At 71.9% G+C, this 17,058-nt stretch carries 12 protein-coding genes; 9 read left to right on the plus strand and 3 right to left on the minus strand.

The annotated features are described in order from the left end of the window. The first annotated feature begins 25 nt into the window (after nt 1-25). The 4 genes from nirB to PV766_RS09160 all read left to right on the plus strand — a co-directional run bounded on the left by nirB (nt 26) and on the right by PV766_RS09160 (nt 4,952). Nucleotides 26-2,542: a nitrite reductase large subunit NirB gene (nirB, locus tag PV766_RS09145; protein ID WP_421096896.1), complete on the plus strand. Its 2,517-nt coding sequence runs from the start codon at nt 26-28 to the stop codon at nt 2,540-2,542. A 90-nt stretch (nt 2,543-2,632) separates the two neighbouring features. Beyond that, on the plus strand, nt 2,633-3,067 hold the full coding sequence (nirD, locus tag PV766_RS09150; RefSeq protein ID WP_129976394.1) for a nitrite reductase small subunit NirD: 435 nt from the start codon (nt 2,633-2,635) through the stop codon (nt 3,065-3,067). Then, a complete protein-coding gene (locus tag PV766_RS09155; protein ID WP_064065253.1) occupies nt 3,064-4,203 on the plus strand; it encodes a uroporphyrinogen-III synthase in 1,140 nt (379 codons plus the stop codon). Before nirD ends, PV766_RS09155 begins: the two co-directional genes overlap by 4 nt. Continuing rightward, entirely contained in the window at nt 4,200-4,952 is a 753-nt protein-coding gene (locus PV766_RS09160; RefSeq protein WP_371053697.1) for a sirohydrochlorin chelatase, read from the plus strand. Before PV766_RS09155 ends, PV766_RS09160 begins: the two co-directional genes overlap by 4 nt. A gap of 1 nt (nt 4,953) precedes the next feature. Here the strand turns inward: PV766_RS09160 and PV766_RS09165 are convergent, their stop codons facing one another. Continuing rightward, nucleotides 4,954-6,690: an NTP transferase domain-containing protein gene (locus PV766_RS09165; RefSeq protein ID WP_421096897.1), complete on the minus strand. Its 1,737-nt coding sequence runs from the start codon at nt 6,688-6,690 to the stop codon at nt 4,954-4,956. A gap of 72 nt (nt 6,691-6,762) precedes the next feature. Here PV766_RS09165 and PV766_RS09170 point away from each other — a divergent pair, with 72 nt between their 5' ends. The 3 genes from PV766_RS09170 to PV766_RS09180 are packed head-to-tail and all read left to right on the plus strand — an operon-like array spanning nt 6,763 to nt 9,117. Then, nucleotides 6,763-7,176, plus strand: a complete 414-nt coding sequence (locus PV766_RS09170; protein WP_255161347.1) for a DUF6412 domain-containing protein — start codon at nt 6,763-6,765, stop codon at nt 7,174-7,176. Then, nucleotides 7,109-7,762, plus strand: coding sequence for an ABC transporter ATP-binding protein (locus tag PV766_RS09175; RefSeq protein ID WP_421096898.1), 654 nt, complete (start codon nt 7,109-7,111; stop codon nt 7,760-7,762). Before PV766_RS09170 ends, PV766_RS09175 begins: the two co-directional genes overlap by 68 nt. Further along, nucleotides 7,753-9,117 carry a DUF6297 family protein gene (locus PV766_RS09180; protein ID WP_421096899.1) on the plus strand — a complete coding sequence of 455 codons (1,365 nt, stop codon included), beginning with the start codon at nt 7,753-7,755 and terminating at the stop codon, nt 9,115-9,117. The genes PV766_RS09175 and PV766_RS09180 overlap by 10 nt, the downstream gene beginning before the upstream one ends. Here the strand turns inward: PV766_RS09180 and PV766_RS09185 are convergent. Beyond that, entirely contained in the window at nt 9,076-9,417 is a 342-nt protein-coding gene (locus tag PV766_RS09185; protein WP_016934115.1) for an MGMT family protein, read from the minus strand. The genes PV766_RS09180 and PV766_RS09185 overlap by 42 nt on opposite strands. A 3-nt stretch (nt 9,418-9,420) precedes the next feature. Further along, on the minus strand, nt 9,421-10,242 hold the full coding sequence (locus PV766_RS09190) for an alpha/beta fold hydrolase (protein ID WP_421096900.1): 822 nt from the start codon (nt 10,240-10,242) through the stop codon (nt 9,421-9,423). A 122-nt stretch (nt 10,243-10,364) separates the two neighbouring features. Here PV766_RS09190 and PV766_RS09195 point away from each other — a divergent pair, with 122 nt between their 5' ends. Together PV766_RS09195 and PV766_RS09200 are read left to right on the plus strand one after the other, a co-directional pair. Next, on the plus strand, nt 10,365-13,682 hold the full coding sequence (locus tag PV766_RS09195) for an ATP-dependent helicase (protein WP_421096928.1): 3,318 nt from the start codon (nt 10,365-10,367) through the stop codon (nt 13,680-13,682). Then, on the plus strand, nt 13,679-17,050 hold the full coding sequence (locus PV766_RS09200; RefSeq protein WP_421096901.1) for an ATP-dependent helicase: 3,372 nt from the start codon (nt 13,679-13,681) through the stop codon (nt 17,048-17,050). Before PV766_RS09195 ends, PV766_RS09200 begins: the two co-directional genes overlap by 4 nt. The last annotated feature ends 8 nt before the right edge of the window (nt 17,051-17,058 follow it).

Below are 17,058 nucleotides of genomic sequence, written 5' to 3' on the forward strand. Positions count from 1 at the left end.
CCCCGGCACGAAGGAAGAGAACATCATGAGCCGCAAGAACGTCGTGGTCGTCGGACACGGAATGGTCGCCCACCGCTTCGTCGAAGCCCTGCGTGTCCGCGACGAGCAGGGCGACTGGTCGGTGACCGTGCTCGGCGAGGAGACCGACGCCGCCTACGACCGCGTGGGACTGTCGTCCTACGTGGGGTCCTGGGACCGCAAGGAACTCGCCCTGTCCGGAAACGATTATGCAGCAGACGATCTCGTCGACCTGCGGGTCGGCACCCGCGCCGTGGGCATCGACCGCGCGGCCCGGACCGTCACCACCGCCGGCGGTGACGTTCTGCGCTACGACAGTCTCGTCCTCGCGACCGGCTCGTATCCGTTCGTCCCGCCGGTGCCCGGACACGACCTGCCGGACTGCTTCGTCTACCGCACCCTCGACGATCTCGACGGCATCCGCGCCGCGGCCCGACGCGCCGAGGCCACCGGCCGCGCCGGTGTCGTCATCGGCGGCGGTCTGCTCGGGCTCGAGGCCGCCAACGCGCTGCGTCTGCTGGGCGTGACCCCGCACGTGATCGAGTACAACAACCGGCTGATGCCCGCCCAGGTCGACGAGGGCGGCGGCCGTGTCCTGGACCGTCTCGTCACCGACCTCGGACTCGTCACCCACCTCGGTGTGGGCACCGAGAAGATCGCATCGGGGCCGGAGGGGCTGCAGGTGAGCCTGTCCGACGGAAGCGTCATCGAAGCGGGTCTCGTCGTCTTCTCCGCCGGTGTCCGTCCCCGCGACGAACTCGCCCGGGAGGCCGGACTCGAACTCGGTGGTCGCGGCGGTGTGCTCACCGACCGCTCCTGCCGCAGCACCGCGGACGCGGACGTCTACGCGATCGGCGAATGCGCAGCCGTGGAAGGCACCTGCTACGGACTCGTCGCCCCGGGCTACAGCACCGCCGAGGTCGTCGCCGACCGGCTCGTCGGCGGCACCGCCGAGTTCCCGGGCGCAGACCTGTCCACCAAGCTCAAGCTGCTCGGCGTGGACGTCGCGAGCTTCGGTGACGCCCACGCGACGACGCCCGGCGCCCTCGAGGTCGTACTGTCCGACTCCGCGAAGGGCACCTACGCCAAACTCGTCGTCTCCGACGATGCAAAGACCCTGCTCGGCGGCATCCTCGTCGGCGACGCCTCCGCTTACGGCACGCTGCGACCGCTGGTGGGCCGCGAACTGCCGGGTGAGCCGGCCACTCTGATCTCCCCGGCGGGGGAGAAGCCGGGTGCCGGTGCGCTGCCCGACGACGCCGAGGTGTGCTCGTGCAACGGTGTCACCAAGGGCGCGATCTGCGGCGCGATTTCCGAGGGTGCCTGCGACATCGCGCAGATCAAGTCGTGCACGAGCGCCGGCACCACCTGCGGCGGCTGCCTCCCGAGCATCAAGCAGCTGCTCGCCCGGTCGGGTGTACAGATGTCCAAGGCCCTGTGCGAGCACTTCGAACAGTCCCGCGCCGAGCTGTTCCAGATCGTCCAGGCCACCGGCATCCGTACCTTCTCCGCACTCATCGCGCAGTACGGCACCGGGCACGGTTGCGACATCTGCAAGCCGGTGGTCGCCTCGATCCTCGCCTCCACCGACTCCGACCACATCCTGCACCCGAAGCAGGCCGGCCTGCAGGACACGAACGACCACTTCCTCGCCAACATCCAGAAGAACGGCACCTACTCGGTCGTGCCGCGCATGCCCGGCGGCGAATGCACGCCCGAGCAGCTCATCGTCATCGGTGAGGTGGCGCGCGATTTCGGCCTCTACGTGAAGATGACCGGCGGTCAGCGCGTCGACCTGTTCGGTGCCCGAGTCGAACAGCTCCCGCAGATCTGGAAGCGTCTCGTCGACGCCGGAATGGAATCCGGCCAGGCGTACGGCAAGTCGCTGCGCACCGTCAAGAGCTGCGTCGGCTCCACCTGGTGCCGATACGGCGTGCAGGACTCGGTCGGGATGGCCGTCGCCCTCGAATTGCGTTACCGAGGACTGCGATCGCCCCACAAACTGAAGATGGGTGTGTCGGGCTGCGCCCGTGAATGCGCCGAGGCGCGCGGCAAGGACGTCGGTGTCATCGCGACGGAGAACGGCTGGAACCTGTACGTGTGTGGCAACGGCGGCCAGTCGCCCAAGCACGCGCAGCTTCTTGCCGGTGGTCTCGACGACGAGACCCTCGTCCGCTACATCGACCGGTTCCTGATGTTCTACATCCGCACCGCCGACCGGCTCCAGCGCACCGCCCCCTGGCTCGAGGCGCTCGAGGGTGGGCTCGAGCACCTGAAGGAGGTCGTGTGCGACGATGCCCTCGGGATCGCCGACGACCTCGAGGCCGCCATGGCCAAGCACGTCGGCGGTTACAAGGACGAGTGGGCCGGCGTCCTCGAGGACCCGGAGAAGCTGGCGCGGTTCGTGTCGTTCGTCAACGCGCCCGAGCAGCCCGACCCCACGGTCCGCTTCGACCACAGCGGCCCGCGCAAGGTCCCCGTTCTCGTGGGTATGCCGGGTATCGGACCCGGAACCGGGGCATGACGACCGCTTACCCCGAGGGAACGAGCGGGTAATGCGCTCGAAACACCGGGCACCCACACTTCAGGACAGCAGTGTCAAGGGAGGACAGCGATGACCGTCATCGAGACGCACACCGTAGGGGGATCGACGCGCGAGAGCGTGTTCGACGGGCGACTGGAATGGACCTCGGCCTGTCCGCTCAGCCATCTCATTCCGGGCCGTGGAGTTGCGGTGTTGCTGCGTGGCGGTGAGCAGGTTGCCCTGTTCCTGCTCGACGACGGAACGCTGCGCGCGGTGGGCAACTTCGATCCGTTCGGCCGCGCCGCGGTGATGTCGCGCGGAATCGTCGGCGACCGTGCCGGCGAGCCCACCGTGGCGTCGCCGCTGCTCAAGCAGGTCTTCTCCCTCGACGACGGCCGCTGCCTCGACGATCCGTCGATGCGGCTGCCCGTCTACGAGGTGCGCGTGTGGGCGGGAGTGGTCCAGATCCACAGCCTCGTGCCGCTGGACCAGCGGCACGAGGGCGCGACCGGAGAGGGTTCGTGAACGACGACACCCCACCGTTGCGGGGATTCACCATCGGCGTGACGGCGGCTCGACGCGCCGAGGAATTCGCCACGCTCCTCACCAGACGCGGGGCCGAGGTCGTGCACGCTCCCGCCATCCGCATCATCCCGCTGTCCGACGACGACGAACTCGAACGCGTCACACGGTGCATCGTCGCGCAACCCCCGGACATCACGATCGCCACCACGGCGATCGGATTCCGCGGCTGGATGGGCGCAGCGGAGGGATGGGGACTCGCCGACGGCCTCGCGCAGGCACTCGGCACGAGCCGGATCCTCGCCCGCGGCCCGAAGGTCACGGGCGCGATCCGGGCCGCCGAACTCCGGGAGGAGTGGTCTCCCTCCTCGGAATCGTCCGCCGAGGTGCTCGAGCTCCTGCTGAACGAGGGAGTCACCGGCCGCCGCATCGCCGTGCAGTTGCACGGTGAGCGCACCGAATGGGAGCCCGGGACCGATGTGTGCGAGGCACTGCGCGCCGCGGGTGCCGACGTCGTCCCCGTCCCGGTCTACCGGTGGACACCCCCCGAGGATCTCACGGCGCTCGACCGGATGATCGAGCAGATCGTCGAACACGGACTCGACGCCGTGAGCTTCACGAGCGCACCGGCCGTCGCGTCGATGCTCATGCGGGCCAAGGAGACCGGTTGGCTCGAACCGATGCTGCGGTCGCTGCGCACCGGCGTCACGGCCGTGTGCGTCGGTCCCGTCACCGCGGCACCGCTCATCGAACTCGACGTCCCCGTGAGCATGCCCACCCGTTCCCGGCTGGGTTCGCTCGCCCGGCACATCGCCGAGGAACTACCCCGGCGGGCCGTGCGCATCGAGGCCGGTGGCCACGTGCTCAGCCCGCGGGGACGCTGCGTGATCGTCGACGGCACCGTCCGGTGCCTTCCCCCTGCCGGGATGGCCCTGATGCGCACGCTCGTCGCGCGCGCCGGCCTCGTCGTCTCCCGGGAGGAACTTCTCGCGGCGCTGCCCGGCGGGGGCGGCGACACCCACGCCGTCGAAACTGCGATCGCGCGGGTGCGCTCGGCGCTCGGAGCACCGGCGATCGTGCAGACCGTCGTCAAGCGCGGTTACCGCCTCGCCGTCGACCCGGAAGGAATGCACCCGTGACCGGTACACCTGCCGACCCCGCCCTGCTGCTCGTCGCCCACGGCACCCGCAATCCGCGCGGTGTCGACATGATCGCAGCGCTCGCCGACGCCGTCTCCTCCCGCGTCGGTTCCACCCGCGTCGCCTTCGTCGACGTCCTCGGGCCGTCGCCGTCCGAGGTCCTGCGCGACACCCACCGTCCGACCGTGCTCGTTCCGGCCTTCCTCGCCTCCGGCTACCACGTGCACACCGACGTTCCGCGCGAGGTCGCGGCGGGTGGGAACGATGCGGTGACGATCACCCCCGCACTCGGTCCCGACCCGGCCCTCGCCCGCGTTCTCGTCGAGCGGTTGCGGCAGGCCGGCTGGACCGAGGGCGACGACGTGGTCCTCGCGGCAGCCGGTTCGTCGGATCCTCGTGCCCGCCACGATATCCATGTCACGGCTCGCATGGTCTCCGCGCTCGTGGGCACCCCGGTGCGGGTCGGATGGATCGCCACCGGCGAACCGCGGGTCGCGACCGTGGTGGACGAGGTCCGCGCACGTGGCGCACGCCGCGTGTTCGTGGCGTCCTGTCTGCTCGCCGACGGCCTGTTCCATCGTCGCCTGTCCGAGGTCGGTGCAGACGGTGTCGCCGCACCGATCGGAGTGGCCGAACCCGTCGTCGACCTCGTCGTCCGGCGCTACCGCTCCGCGGTCGACGTGCTGCGCGCGGTCGCGCCGAACGAGGCACCGCGCCGCGCCTGTGGGATCGGCTCGCCGCGCGTCTGACTCAGTGGGGGAGCGGTAACAACTCCACGGGATCGCCGTCCGCGGCTCCCGGCGGCACCACCGCGATCGCGGTGCGCCCGATGAGACCGGCCAGATGCGCTGTGCGAATCGTGTTGTCGCACAACCATCGTCCCTGTTCGTCCTGGCGGGCAGGAAGCAGGCGTGTGATGTCGCCGACGACCTCCGAGGCATTGGCCAGCGGCGCGGTCACGGCCGCGGCGGGTGTACGGAGCGTGCGGCCGTCGGCGATCGCGGGCAGCATCACCAGCAGGGTCGACACCGCCGCCACCGGATTTCCGGGCAACCCCAGCACGGCGCGGCCGTCCGGCAGCGTCGCCGCGACCTGCGACCCGCCGGGCTTGCACCGGACCCGTTCGACGACCACCTGCGCGCCGGCCCGCGCCAGCGCCCCCCGCAACTGATCGGCGGCACCCCCTCCCGTCGCCCCCACGATGACGATCGCATCGGCATCGGTGCCCGCGAACAATGCGTCGAATCCGTCCGCGGTGTCGCGGAGATGCCCGTCACCGACCACCACCGCACCGCACCAGCGGACGAAATCGGGGAGCACCGGCCCCAGCGAGTCGCGCGTCTGCCCCTCGCGGAGCGGGCCGGTGCGGCGGATCTCGTCACCCGTGAGCGCGATGTGCACCCGCACGGGACCGCGCACCTCCACTTCCGTGACCTCACCGCTGACGGCCGCGGAGACCACCGCGGGGCTCACAGCGGTGCCGGCAGGGGCGAGAATCGTTCCCGGCTCCCAGTCCTCACCGCGGCGACGCGCGTCGTCGCGGATCGGCGCATCGGACAGGCGGGAGACGAGACCGTTCTCGACACGGACGAATTCGTCGCGCACGACGGCGGTCGCGCCGGTCGGCAGGTGGGCACCCGTCGCGATCCGGGCCGCCTCCCCGTCGTGGAGCGTGAGCGATCCGCCGTCGCCCGCATAACGGATCTCGTTGCGCAGCAACCACGGTCCCTCGCCGGCCACCGCGTAGCCGTCCATGGCCGAGGTCCGCACCCGAGGTAGTGCCTCTGCCGCGACGAGCGGCGCCGCCAGCGTGGTGCCCCGCGCGTCCTCGACTGCGGCGATACGAGACGGCAACGGCACCAGCGCTTCCCGTAGCATCCTGCGCGCATGACCGGGGTCGGTGGCGACCTGGACGGTCGCGGATCCGGCGCGCGCCGCCCGAAGGTCGTCCGGGGTGTCGCAGTCGGTGGCCTCGGGCACCGCGACGGTGACGTACCGCTCGGGAACCAACGCCTTCATGGGCCGGTTCGCGACGTCTCCCCCGAGAGCGGTCAGACGTGCGGCCAGTGCCGGTGTCCGCCATGCGGCGAGCAGGAACTGTATCCGCCCGGTCTCGTCCACCGCGAAGGCGGCCTCGGCCCTCGCGTCCTCGTTCAGGGCCTCCAGCAGGGCTGAGACGGTCTTCGGCGTGACGAACGGAAGGTCGGCGGCGAGGGTGACCACGAGATCGGCGACCGGATCCGCCGCTGCCAGCGCCGCCACCGGACCCGCGCCCGGCGGTGTCTCCTGGATCTGCAGCACGTGCGGGCCGAGATCGTCGCGGTGCGGGCCGATCACCGTCACCCGTGCACAGCCCTCGACCGCGGCGAGAGCGGTGTCCAGCATCCTCCGGCCACCGACCGTCAGAGCGGGCTTGTCGACGCCTCCCATGCGGGTCGCGCGACCGCCCGCGACGATCACGGCTTCGACGTGCGTGAGCGTGCTCATGCCTTCATGCTGCCTCATCCGCCCTCACAGGACCGTCCCTGCGTACGCACCGCGCGGCATAGACTGCCGGTCATGTTCTTCGGATGGCGGAACGGTGCCGCGGTATGCGTCGTTCTCCTGTCCTGGCTCGTCGCCACCGTCGTGCCGGTCACCGCCGTGTCCGCCGGCGACACCGCCGGACTGCTCGCCGGACTTCTGATGGTGCTCCTTGCGACGCTCGCGTTCGTCGCGGCCGCCGACGACCCGTTGTTCGCCTTCGGCCGCAGTGTCCGAGGGCCGACCTCCGAGGAACGACGCCTGCGCGGCGGCTTCCGTCGCCACTCCCACCCCGACACCCCCGGACGGCCACGTCCACGCTCACCCGGTTCCGTCCTCGCGTTCGACACTTCGTCCGACGAGGAACACCGGGAGACCTTCCATGTCCGATCCCATCCGATGCGGCACACCCGCCGTGTCCGTCCGGAATGCCCACCGTTCGTTCGGTGACCTGACCGTCTTCACCGGGGTGAACATCGACCTCGCGCCGGGCCGATGTTGCGCCGTGATCGGGGCGAACGGCAGCGGCAAATCCACTCTGCTCAGATGCATCGTCGGCGCCGACCGGCTCGACGAGGGTGTCGTCGAGATCGACGGCGTCCCCGTCGACGAGAGCTCCCCGACGTTGCGCCGGCGGGTCGCCGCAGTCCTCGGCGACGTCGCGACGTTCGCGCATCTCACCGCACACGAACACCTGCAACTCGTCGCGACCGGTCACGGCGTGACCGACCCGTTCGCCGCCGCCACCCGGGTTCTCGAGGAGGTCGGTCTCGCCTCGTCGGCGGATCGACTGCCGGTGACCTTCTCGGGTGGCCAGCGCCGCCGGCTCGCCCTGGCCTCCGCGCTGGTCCGACCGCGGCGGCTGCTCGTCCTCGACGAACCCGAACAACATCTCGACGACGACGGGCGCCGGTGGCTGGCGTCCACGCTCGCGGCCGAGAAGCGCGCCGGCGGCACCGTGCTGATGGTCTCGCACGATGCCGGGCTGGTGGACGCGGTCGCCGATGTGGTGGTGGAGGCGGACCGATGGAACTGACCGCGGTCGTCCCCGGCGCGCGGGATCTCCGCGCGCTCCGTCGCAGCTTCGAGCGTCGACACGCCCCGTTCGCGGATCGTCCCGCTGCGGTCGTGCTGATCCTCCTCGGCCTGTATGTGGGTGGGGGATCGGCGTGGTGGCTGTTCTCCCTGCCGTCGGCGCCGGTCGCCTGCACGGCTCCGATCGGGCGTGACGTGGGGTGCACCTCGGCATGGGGATGGGCGGTCGTCGCGGCCGCGGCCGCGGTGGGGACGGCGTCCGCCCGGGCTGTCGGTCCGGTGACGTGCGGTGGCGAGACGGAGTTCTGGCTGCTGTCCACACCGATGGATCGCGGCGCGGCACTGCGGCCCGGAGCGGCGGCGATCCTGATGGGCGGTGCGGTCGCGGGTGCCCTGGCAGGACGGCTCGCGACCTTCGTGGCCGCCCCGCCGGATCGGCTCGCGTTCACGCTGCTCACCGTCGCTCTCGGCGTCGGCGCCGTCGCCCTTCCGATGCTCGCGCAGTGCCGGATGCTCCCGCCCGCCGTCGTGAGCACCGTGATCCGGCTGTGTTTCTCGGCCCTACCGGGCGTGGTGATCGTCGCCGCCACCGGCGTGCCGATACCGCCACCGGGGCCGGTGCTCGTCGCCGTCGTCTGGGCCGTCGTCGCGGCACTGGCGATCTCGGCACTGTTCGCGTGCGGCAGGATCGCCGCACCCGAGTGGAGGGCCGGAGCGGGCACCGCGGTGGGTGTGTCGGCCTCGCTCACCGCGCTGGATCCGTCACTGCTGGTCGACGTGGTCGAGCACAGGGCGTGGCTGCGCATCGGAGCCCGTCGCTCCCGGATGCTGCCGCGCGGCCGGATCGCGGCGCTCGTCCGTGCCGATCTGCTCCGCCATGCCCGCCGGCCGGCACCCGTGCTCCTCACGTGTGCCGCTCTGCTCGGCGTCGTGGTCCTCGCGTCGGTCGTATCGCCGCCTGCCGCCGCGGTCGTGCACCTCGTCACCGTCTTCGTGGTGGCTGTGGCCTCCGGTGCGGGTCTGCGCGACGTGTGCCGCGACCCCGATGTCGCCGTTCTGCTGGGCGCGAGCGACACACAACTGCGTCTTCCTCTTTCGGTCGTCCCGGGCGCGGCCGCCGTGATCGCCGCCGTCGTCACGGCCCTCGCCGGGAGTGCGTCGGTGGTGAGCGCCGCGGTCGGGCTCGTCGGTGGGTGCGCGGCCGCCTACCGTATGCGCACGCGACCGCCGATCGGGTACGACGGCCTGATCCTCGAGACGGCGGTCGGGCAGATTCCGGTCGATCTGCTCCGGCAGTGGGCCAGGGGACCGGATCTACTCGTCGTCTGCGCGTGGCTCGTCGCCGTGCTCGCGTGAGCCGTGCGGGAACCGGTGGCGTGCCCGGGACAGGTCGACCCTGTCGCCGGAGATCGGGACGCCTTCGAGTTCGAGGCGTGCGAGCTGCCGTCGGGCGATGTGCGCGGCCGGCCGTCCGGAGGCCGGGACCACGCGATGCCACGGCAGGTCGGCGGAATCGGTCCGCATGATCCAGCCCACCGTCCGCGCACTCGACAGGCCCGCCGCGGCGGCGATGTCGCCGTAGGTCACGACCTGCCCCGCCGGCACCGAGGCCACGAGTTCGCGGACCCGTTCGATCTGCTCGTCCGTGGTGGCCACCGGCTACACCATCCGGGCCACGAGTTCGGCGGTCTCGGCGGGACGCGTCTGGTCGATCATGTGGTCGCAGTCGAATTCGAGCACGGTCAGGTCGTCGTCGAGCCGCTCCGCGAGGTCGCGACGGAAGTCCGCCGTGGTGTACGGGGGCCGGACCTTCCCGGCCTGCACGAGGATCGTCGGGATGCCGGACGGCGGCAGGACGGGTTCGCGGGCGAGCTCGCCCCACGAGGCGACCAGGGCCGGTACGCACACCCGCCAGCCGACGCGCCCCGAGTCCAGCTTCACGAGATGTTCGGCGATCTCCTCGTCGAGCAGCGCGGGTGCCACCTCACTCCAGTCGCCGTGGACCTTCTCCGCACGGGCTTCGGCCTCGTCCGTGTAGTCGGGATGACGGTGGGTGAGCTCGGCGATCTCGAGCATCCGGCCGGCCGGGAGACCGATCGCCGGGTCGAGGAGCACCAGCGCCCGCACCCGGTCGGGCACCGCGGCGGCCAGGTGCAGCGCGAGGGCGCCGCCGAACGAATGCCCCACCACGGTGACGGGACCGGTGGTGTGCGCGTCCAGCACCGCCGTCAGGTCGGCGACGTGGGCTTCGAACGACCAGGGGGGAGTCCACGGGGAGCGTCCGTGTCCGCGCAGGTCGGGGGCGACGAACCGCAGGTGGAGCAGGTGCCGCTCCGCGAGGTTCCGCCAGCGCCGGCCGTGACCGGTGAGGCCGTGCAGCGCGAGGACCTCCGGTCCGTCGTCGGGCCCGAACAGATGGGTGTGCAGAAGCTCGGTGGCACTCACGCCGACCACTATCGCAGTCGTCGTGGCGCCACGCATCGCGCACCGGACCTGTCGTACCGATCTGGTGGGATGGGGTCATGCTCGACGTCGACACCGGCATCCCCGACCTGCACCCGACCCGGGCGCAGGTCACCGACCTGCCTGCCACCGTCTCGCGCATGTCCGAACCCCATCTCCCCGATCGTGTCCGCCGTCCGGCCGCGCGTCTGGTGCGCCGGTCCGGCGAAGCGCCGGCGGCACGCGAATGGCCCGACGACGTGCGCGTGGTGTTCGACGATGCTCCTCCCGCCCTCCGCTGGCGGCCCTGGCAGATCCTCGGCGGGCCCGGCACCGGCAAGACGTCCCTGCTCGTCGATCTCGCGGTCCATCGCATCGCGAACGGTGCCGATCCGGAGTCGGTGCTGATCCTCACCCATTCGCGGCGGGCGGCCACCGCCGTGCGCGAGGCGATCACGGCCGGTCTGATCGCCCTCGGCGACGGTGCCGTGCCCCGGGCCACGCGCGAGCCCCTCGTCCGTACCGTCCACTCGTACGCCTTCGCGGTGCTGCGACTGCAGGCGTCGGCGCACGGCAACCCGCCACCGCGTCTGATCACCGGTGCCGAACAGGACGCCGTCCTGCGCGAACTGCTGCGCGGCGACATCGACGACGGCGCCGGGATGTGGCCCGAACGGTTGCGTCCGGCGCTCGGCATGACGGGCTTCGCCGTCGAACTGCGCGATCTCATGCTGCGCGCGAACGAGCGCGGTCTCGGTCCGGAGGATCTGATCGCGCTCGGAGAGCGCCGCGGTCGGCCGGAGTGGGTCGCGGCCGGGCGTTTCGCGGAGCGGTACGAGCAGGTGATGCTGCTGCGCGGCGCCGTCGGGCTCGAGGCTCCCGAAGCCACCGCTCCCGCCCTCGACGCGGCCGAACTCGTCGGTGCGGCGCTCGCGGCGTTCGCCACCGATCCCGATCTGCTCGCCTCCGAACGCCGCCGGATCCGTCATCTGCTCGTCGACGACGCCCAGCATCTCGATCCGCAGGCCGCCGATCTCGTGCGCGTGATCGGTACCGGTACTCGCACGAGCACCGTCGCGGGCGATCCCGACCAGGCCGTCTTCGGCTTCCGCGGCGCCGACACCTCCTTCCTCGAGAGCCTCGGCGAGGCCGACGGATCGCGCCGGATCGTGTTGGGCGTCCACCATCGCGCCGCTCCGGAGGTGGCGTCCGCTGCCGCCGGGATCGCGCGCCGGCTGCCGGGTCTGCCGCCCCACCGCGGCGTGGCCGAGCATCGCGACCCGCAGGGCGATCCCGGCCTGGTGCGGGTGGCGGTGTGCTCGTCGCAGGCCAAGGAGGCCGCGCTGGTCGCCGACACCCTGCGTCGATCCCACCTGGTCGACGGCGTGCCGTGGTCGCGGATGGCGATCGTCGTCCGGTCCGTGCCCCGGGTGCTGGCACCCTTGCGCCGCGCGCTGCTCGCGGCGGGTGTCCCGATGACGACCGCCGCATCCGAACTGCCGCTGGCCCGCCAGCACAGCGTCGCGGGGCTGTTGCTCGTGTTGCGCGCGGTGTCCGGCAGTGGCTTCGGAGGCGACGAAGCACTGGCCCTGCTGTCCGGGCCCATCGGCGGCGCCGAACCGGTCGCGCTGCGGAGACTGCGGCGTGGTCTGCGACGGGTCGAGCTCGCGTCGGGCGCGGACCGCGATTCCGCCGAACTGCTGCGCATCCTGCTCACCGAGGGCGACGACACCGCCGAGAACGCACATCTCGTGCGCGGGCTCACCGAGGTCGAGGCGGCACCGCTGAAGAAGGTGCTCGGAGTGCTGCGCAAGGCCCGTTCGGCGACGCTGCGCGGGGGCGGTCTCGAGGACGTGCTGTGGGAGGCATGGCAGGCCACCGGACTCGAACGGCGGTGGGCCGCCGCGTCGGCCTGGGGCGGGCCGATCGGTGCGCAGGCCGACCGCGATCTCGACGGGGTGGTGGCGCTGTTCGACGCCGCCGCCGACTACGTCGACCGTCTGCCCCGCGCGCACATCGCGGGATTCGTCGACTACCTCACGGAGCAGGAGATCCCCGCTACGGCCCGTACCCGCGTGGCCGCCGAATCCGAAGCGGTCACGGTCGTCAGCGCGCACTCCGCCGCCGGTCGCGAATGGGACGTCGTCGTGGTCGCCGGCGTCCAGGAAGGCCTGTGGCCGAGCCTGCGGGCCCGCGGCACCCTGCTCGGCATCGAAGCCCTGATCGACGCCCTCTCCGGTGCCGACGGTGGCGACGGCACCGGCACGCGGCTGTCCCGCACCGCGCCGCTGCTCGCCGAGGAACGCCGGCTGTTCCTCGTCGCGTGCAGCCGCGCCCGCACCCACCTCCTCGTCACCGCCGTCGACTCCGTGAGCGGCGACAGCGAACTCGTCCGCTCCCGTTTCGTCGACGAACTGCGCGGTGGCGACACCGACGCATCCGACGATCTCCTCACCGACCCGGTGCCCGACGAGGTCCGCACCCGGGTGCTGGCCCTGCCCGCCCTCGTCGCCGAACTGCGCAGCGTGGTGTGCGATCCCGAGATCGCCGACACCGAACCCGAACGGCAGCAGCGGGCCGCCCAGCAACTCGCGCGGCTCGCACGCGCCGGGGTACGCGGCGCCCACCCCGACGAGTGGTACGGCACCGCCGATCCCAGCACGGCCGACCCGCTGTGGGATCCCGACGACGACGCGGTGCGGTTGTCCCCGTCCACGGTCGAACAGCTCACGACCTGCGCGTTGCGGTGGATGTTCGAGCGGCACGGCGGCTCCGACGGCGAGAACAGCCACGCCGTCACCGGCACCCTCGTGCACACCCTCGTCCAGGCGCTCGCCGGGCGCATCCCGCCCGATCGCATCGATCAGGCGCTCGAGAAGGCCTGGGATTCGGTCGATCTGGGTGCCGACTGGTATGCGCGACGCGAACTCGAACGCACCCGCCGCATGCTCGACACCTTCTCGACCTGGTTGCAGGGCACGCGCGGAGAACTCACGGAGATCGGCGTCGAGGTCAAGGTCGACGGCATCCTCGAACCCGACTCCGACGACAAGCCCCGGGTGCGGCTCCGCGGCCGCATCGACCGGCTCGAACGCGATGCCGAGGGCCGCCCCGTCGTCATCGACGTCAAGACCGCGAAGAATCCGGTGTCCAAGGACGCCGCGCGCGACCACGCCCAGCTCGCCGCCTACCAGGTGGCCGCGGCGGCCGGCGCGATCGAGGGCGAACCGGCCGCGACGCCCGGCGGCGCGCGTCTGGTCTTCGTGGCGAAGCCGCACAACAAGGAGGGCGCGACGCAGCGTGTGCAGCCGCCCCTCGACGAGGACGGTCTGGCGCAGTGGCGGGAGATCATCCACGACGCCGCGGCCGCGACCCGCGGTCCGCGCTTCGTCGCGAGGGTCAACGACGGGTGCCGGCACTGCCCGGTGCTGTCGAGCTGCCCGGCACACGACGAAGGCAGGCAGGTGACCGGAGAATGAATGCACCACGGGTGAGTGCGACGCGCCTCGCGGATGCACTGGGACAGCTGCCCCCCACGACGGAGCAGGCGGCGGTCATCGAGGCGCCGCCCGGGCCGATGCTGGTCGTGGCGGGCGCCGGTGCCGGCAAGACCGAGACGATGGCGGCCCGCGTGGTGTGGCTCGTCGCGAACGGGATCGTCGAACCCGAGCAGGTGCTGGGCCTGACCTTCACCCGCAAGGCCGCGCAGCAGCTCACAGCCCGCATCCGGGCGCGACTCGCCAAGCTCGCCGGGTCGGCGCTGCTCCGCGACCTCGACCCGAGCGGTGGTTTGCGTGCCCGGATCCTCGGCAGCGAACCCGAGGTGAGCACGTATCACGCGTACGCCGGTCGCCTGCTCACCGAGCACGGTCTGCTGCTGCCCATCGAACCGTCGGCGACCCTGCTGTCCGAGACCGAGCTGTGGCAGGTTGCGCACCGCGTGGTCAGCTCGTGGGACGGCGAGCTCGACACCGACCGCAATCCCGCGTCGGTGACCGAGGCCGTGCTCGCCCTGTCCGGTCAGCTCGCCGAACACCTCGTCGAACCGGATCGGCTGCGCGCCGCCCACGTCGAACTCGAACAGCTCGTGCACACCCTCCCGCCCGGCCCGGGGCAGCGGGGAGCGCCGTCGAAGACCCTGCTCGGCTACCTCGACACCCAGCACGCGCGTCTGCAGTTGCTTCCGCTCGTCGAACGGCTGTCCGAGACCCTGCGTCGCGAAGGCGCCCTCGACTTCGGCAGCCAGATGTCGCTCGCCGCGCGGGTCGCCCGCGACCATCCCGAGGTGGGCGCCGGCGAACGGAGCCGGTTCCGGGCCGTGCTGCTCGACGAGTACCAGGACACCGGGCACGCCCAGCGCGTCCTGCTCGCCGCGTTGTTCGGCGGCGGCGCCGATCCGGGCCTCGCGGTGACCGCGGTGGGCGATCCCATGCAGTCCATCTACGGCTGGCGCGGGGCGTCGGCCGCCAACCTGCCGCGCTTCGCGAGCGACTTCCCGGCGTCCGACGACGGGCCGGCGCCCACCCGCGAACTGCTCACCAGCTGGCGCAACCCGCCGCAGGCCCTCGAACTGGCGAACGTCTCGTCCGAACCCCTGCGCGATCGGGGGGTGCCGGTCAGCCGGTTGCGTCCCCGTCCCGACGCGGCCGCCGGCGACGTCCGGCTCGCGCTGCACCCCGATGTCGCGACCGAACGCGACTGGGTGGCCGACCGGATCGCCGCCGAGTACGCCGCTGCACGCGAGGACGGGCGGACACCGCCGACGGCAGCAGTCCTGGTCCGCCGCAACGCCGACGCGGCGCCGATCGCCGAGGCGCTGCGCGCCCGCGACCTGCCGGTGGAGGTCGTCGGCATCGGCGGACTACTGCACACACCGGAGGTCGCCGATATGCTCGCGATGTTGCGGCTGGCGGCGGATCCGCTCGCCGGAAGCGCGGCGGTGCGGGTGCTCACCGGTGCCCGCTGGCAACTCGGGGCCGCCGACCTGAAGGCACTGTGGGAGCGCGCTCAGGAACTGGCCATCGCGGGCCGCTGGGGTGTCACCGGTGCGGTGACCGACCCCGGCGCCCTCGAGGACGCACTCGATTCGGCACTGCCCGGCGAACATGCCGACCAGGCCGGACTCGCCGACGCGATCTCCGATCCCGGCGACAGCCACCGTTACTCGAAGTTCGGATACGCGCGCATCGTCGCGCTGGGCCGCGAGCTGACCTCTCTGCGGGAGCGGCTCGGTCAGCCCCTCACCGAACTGGTGGCCGAGGTCGAGCGCGTGCTCGGTATCGGCATCGAGACCGAGGCCCGCGTGGGCAGCCGGCGCGGCGTCGCCGGCCGCGAACATCTCGACGCGTTCGCAGGGGTGGTCGCGTCCTATGCGGGGCGCACCAACGCGACCCTTCCCGGTCTGCTGACCTACCTGGCCGCCGCGGAGGAGATCGAGCAGGGTCTCGCGCCCGGTGAGGTGGAGGTCGATCCCGATCGCGTGCAGGTCCTCACCGTCCACTCGGCGAAAGGCCTCGAATGGGAGGTCGTCGCGGTCCCGCACGTCGCGGCGGGAGTCTTCCCGTCGTCCACGGCCGCCACGACCTGGCTCGGATCCACGAGCGAACTGCCCCCGCATCTGCGTGGCGATCGGGTGCTGCCCGACGACGATCCGGGGAGCACCGACGGTGTGCCCGTGCTCGATCTCGGCGACGTCGCCGATCGCAAGATGCTCGAGCGGGCCGTCGACGCCCACAAGGACGCCCTCAAACGGCGCAAGCTCGACGAGGACCGCCGTCTGTTCTACGTCGCCCTCACCCGCACCGAACGAGCCCTGTTCGTCTCCGGCCATCACTGGGCCGACACCGGCTCCGAACCGAAGGGACCCTCGCCCTTCCTCGAGGAACTGCACGGGATCGTCACGGCGCGACCCGAGCTCGGTTCGATCGATCATTGGGCGCCGGAACCCGAACCCGAGCAGGAGAACCCCCTCACGGCGTCACCGCGCAGCGCGCTGTGGCCGCGCGACCCGCTCGGCGCCCGGCGCGGCGACGTCGAACGCGGCGCAGCGCTCGTCCTCGCCGAGTTCGACCGGACCGACCTCCCGACCGGGTACGACGACGATCCCGACGAGTGGGCCACCGACGTCGACGCGTTGCTGGCCGAACGCGAACAGCGCGCCGAGCAGAGCGCCGAAGTGGTGCTGCCCGCGCAGCTGTCCGTCAGTCAGCTCGTCGACCTCGCCACCGACCCCGATGCCCTCGCGGCCCGGTTGCGCCGTCCGTTGCCGTTCCGGCCCAATCCGCTCGCGCGTCGCGGCACGGCCTTCCACGCGTGGCTCGAGCGCAGGTTCGGCGCGACGCGCCTGCTCGACCTCGACGAGCTTCCCGGCGCCGACGACGAGGACGGCGACGATTCGCACTTCGACCGGCTCCAGGAAGCGTTCCTGCGGTCGAAGTGGGCGTCGCGCAACCCCGTCGAGGTGGAGGTGCCGTTCGAAACCGCTCTGGCCGGCACCGTCATCCGCGGACGCATCGACGCGGTCTTCGAGGATTCGGACGGAGGCTGGACGGTCATCGACTGGAAGACCGGTGCCGAACCGGAAGGGGACAAGCTCGCCACGGTGGGAGTTCAGCTCGCCGCCTACCGCCTCGCCTGGGCGCAGCTGATGGCGGCACGCACCGAACGGCTCACCGGCCGACCGGCCGAACTGCCGCTGCACAAGGTCCGAGCGGCTTTCCACTACGTCCGCACCGGACGCACCGTTGCACCCGACGAGTTGCCCGGCGCGGCGATGCTCGAACGGCTCGTTCTCGAGGCGGGGAACCTGCGGCGCGAATCCACCGCGGATTCCGAGGCGGAGGACTAGGAAAGAAC

Source organism: Rhodococcus sp. As11 (assembly GCF_048957735.1).
Lineage (GTDB): Bacteria > Actinomycetota > Actinomycetes > Mycobacteriales > Mycobacteriaceae > Rhodococcus > Rhodococcus gordoniae.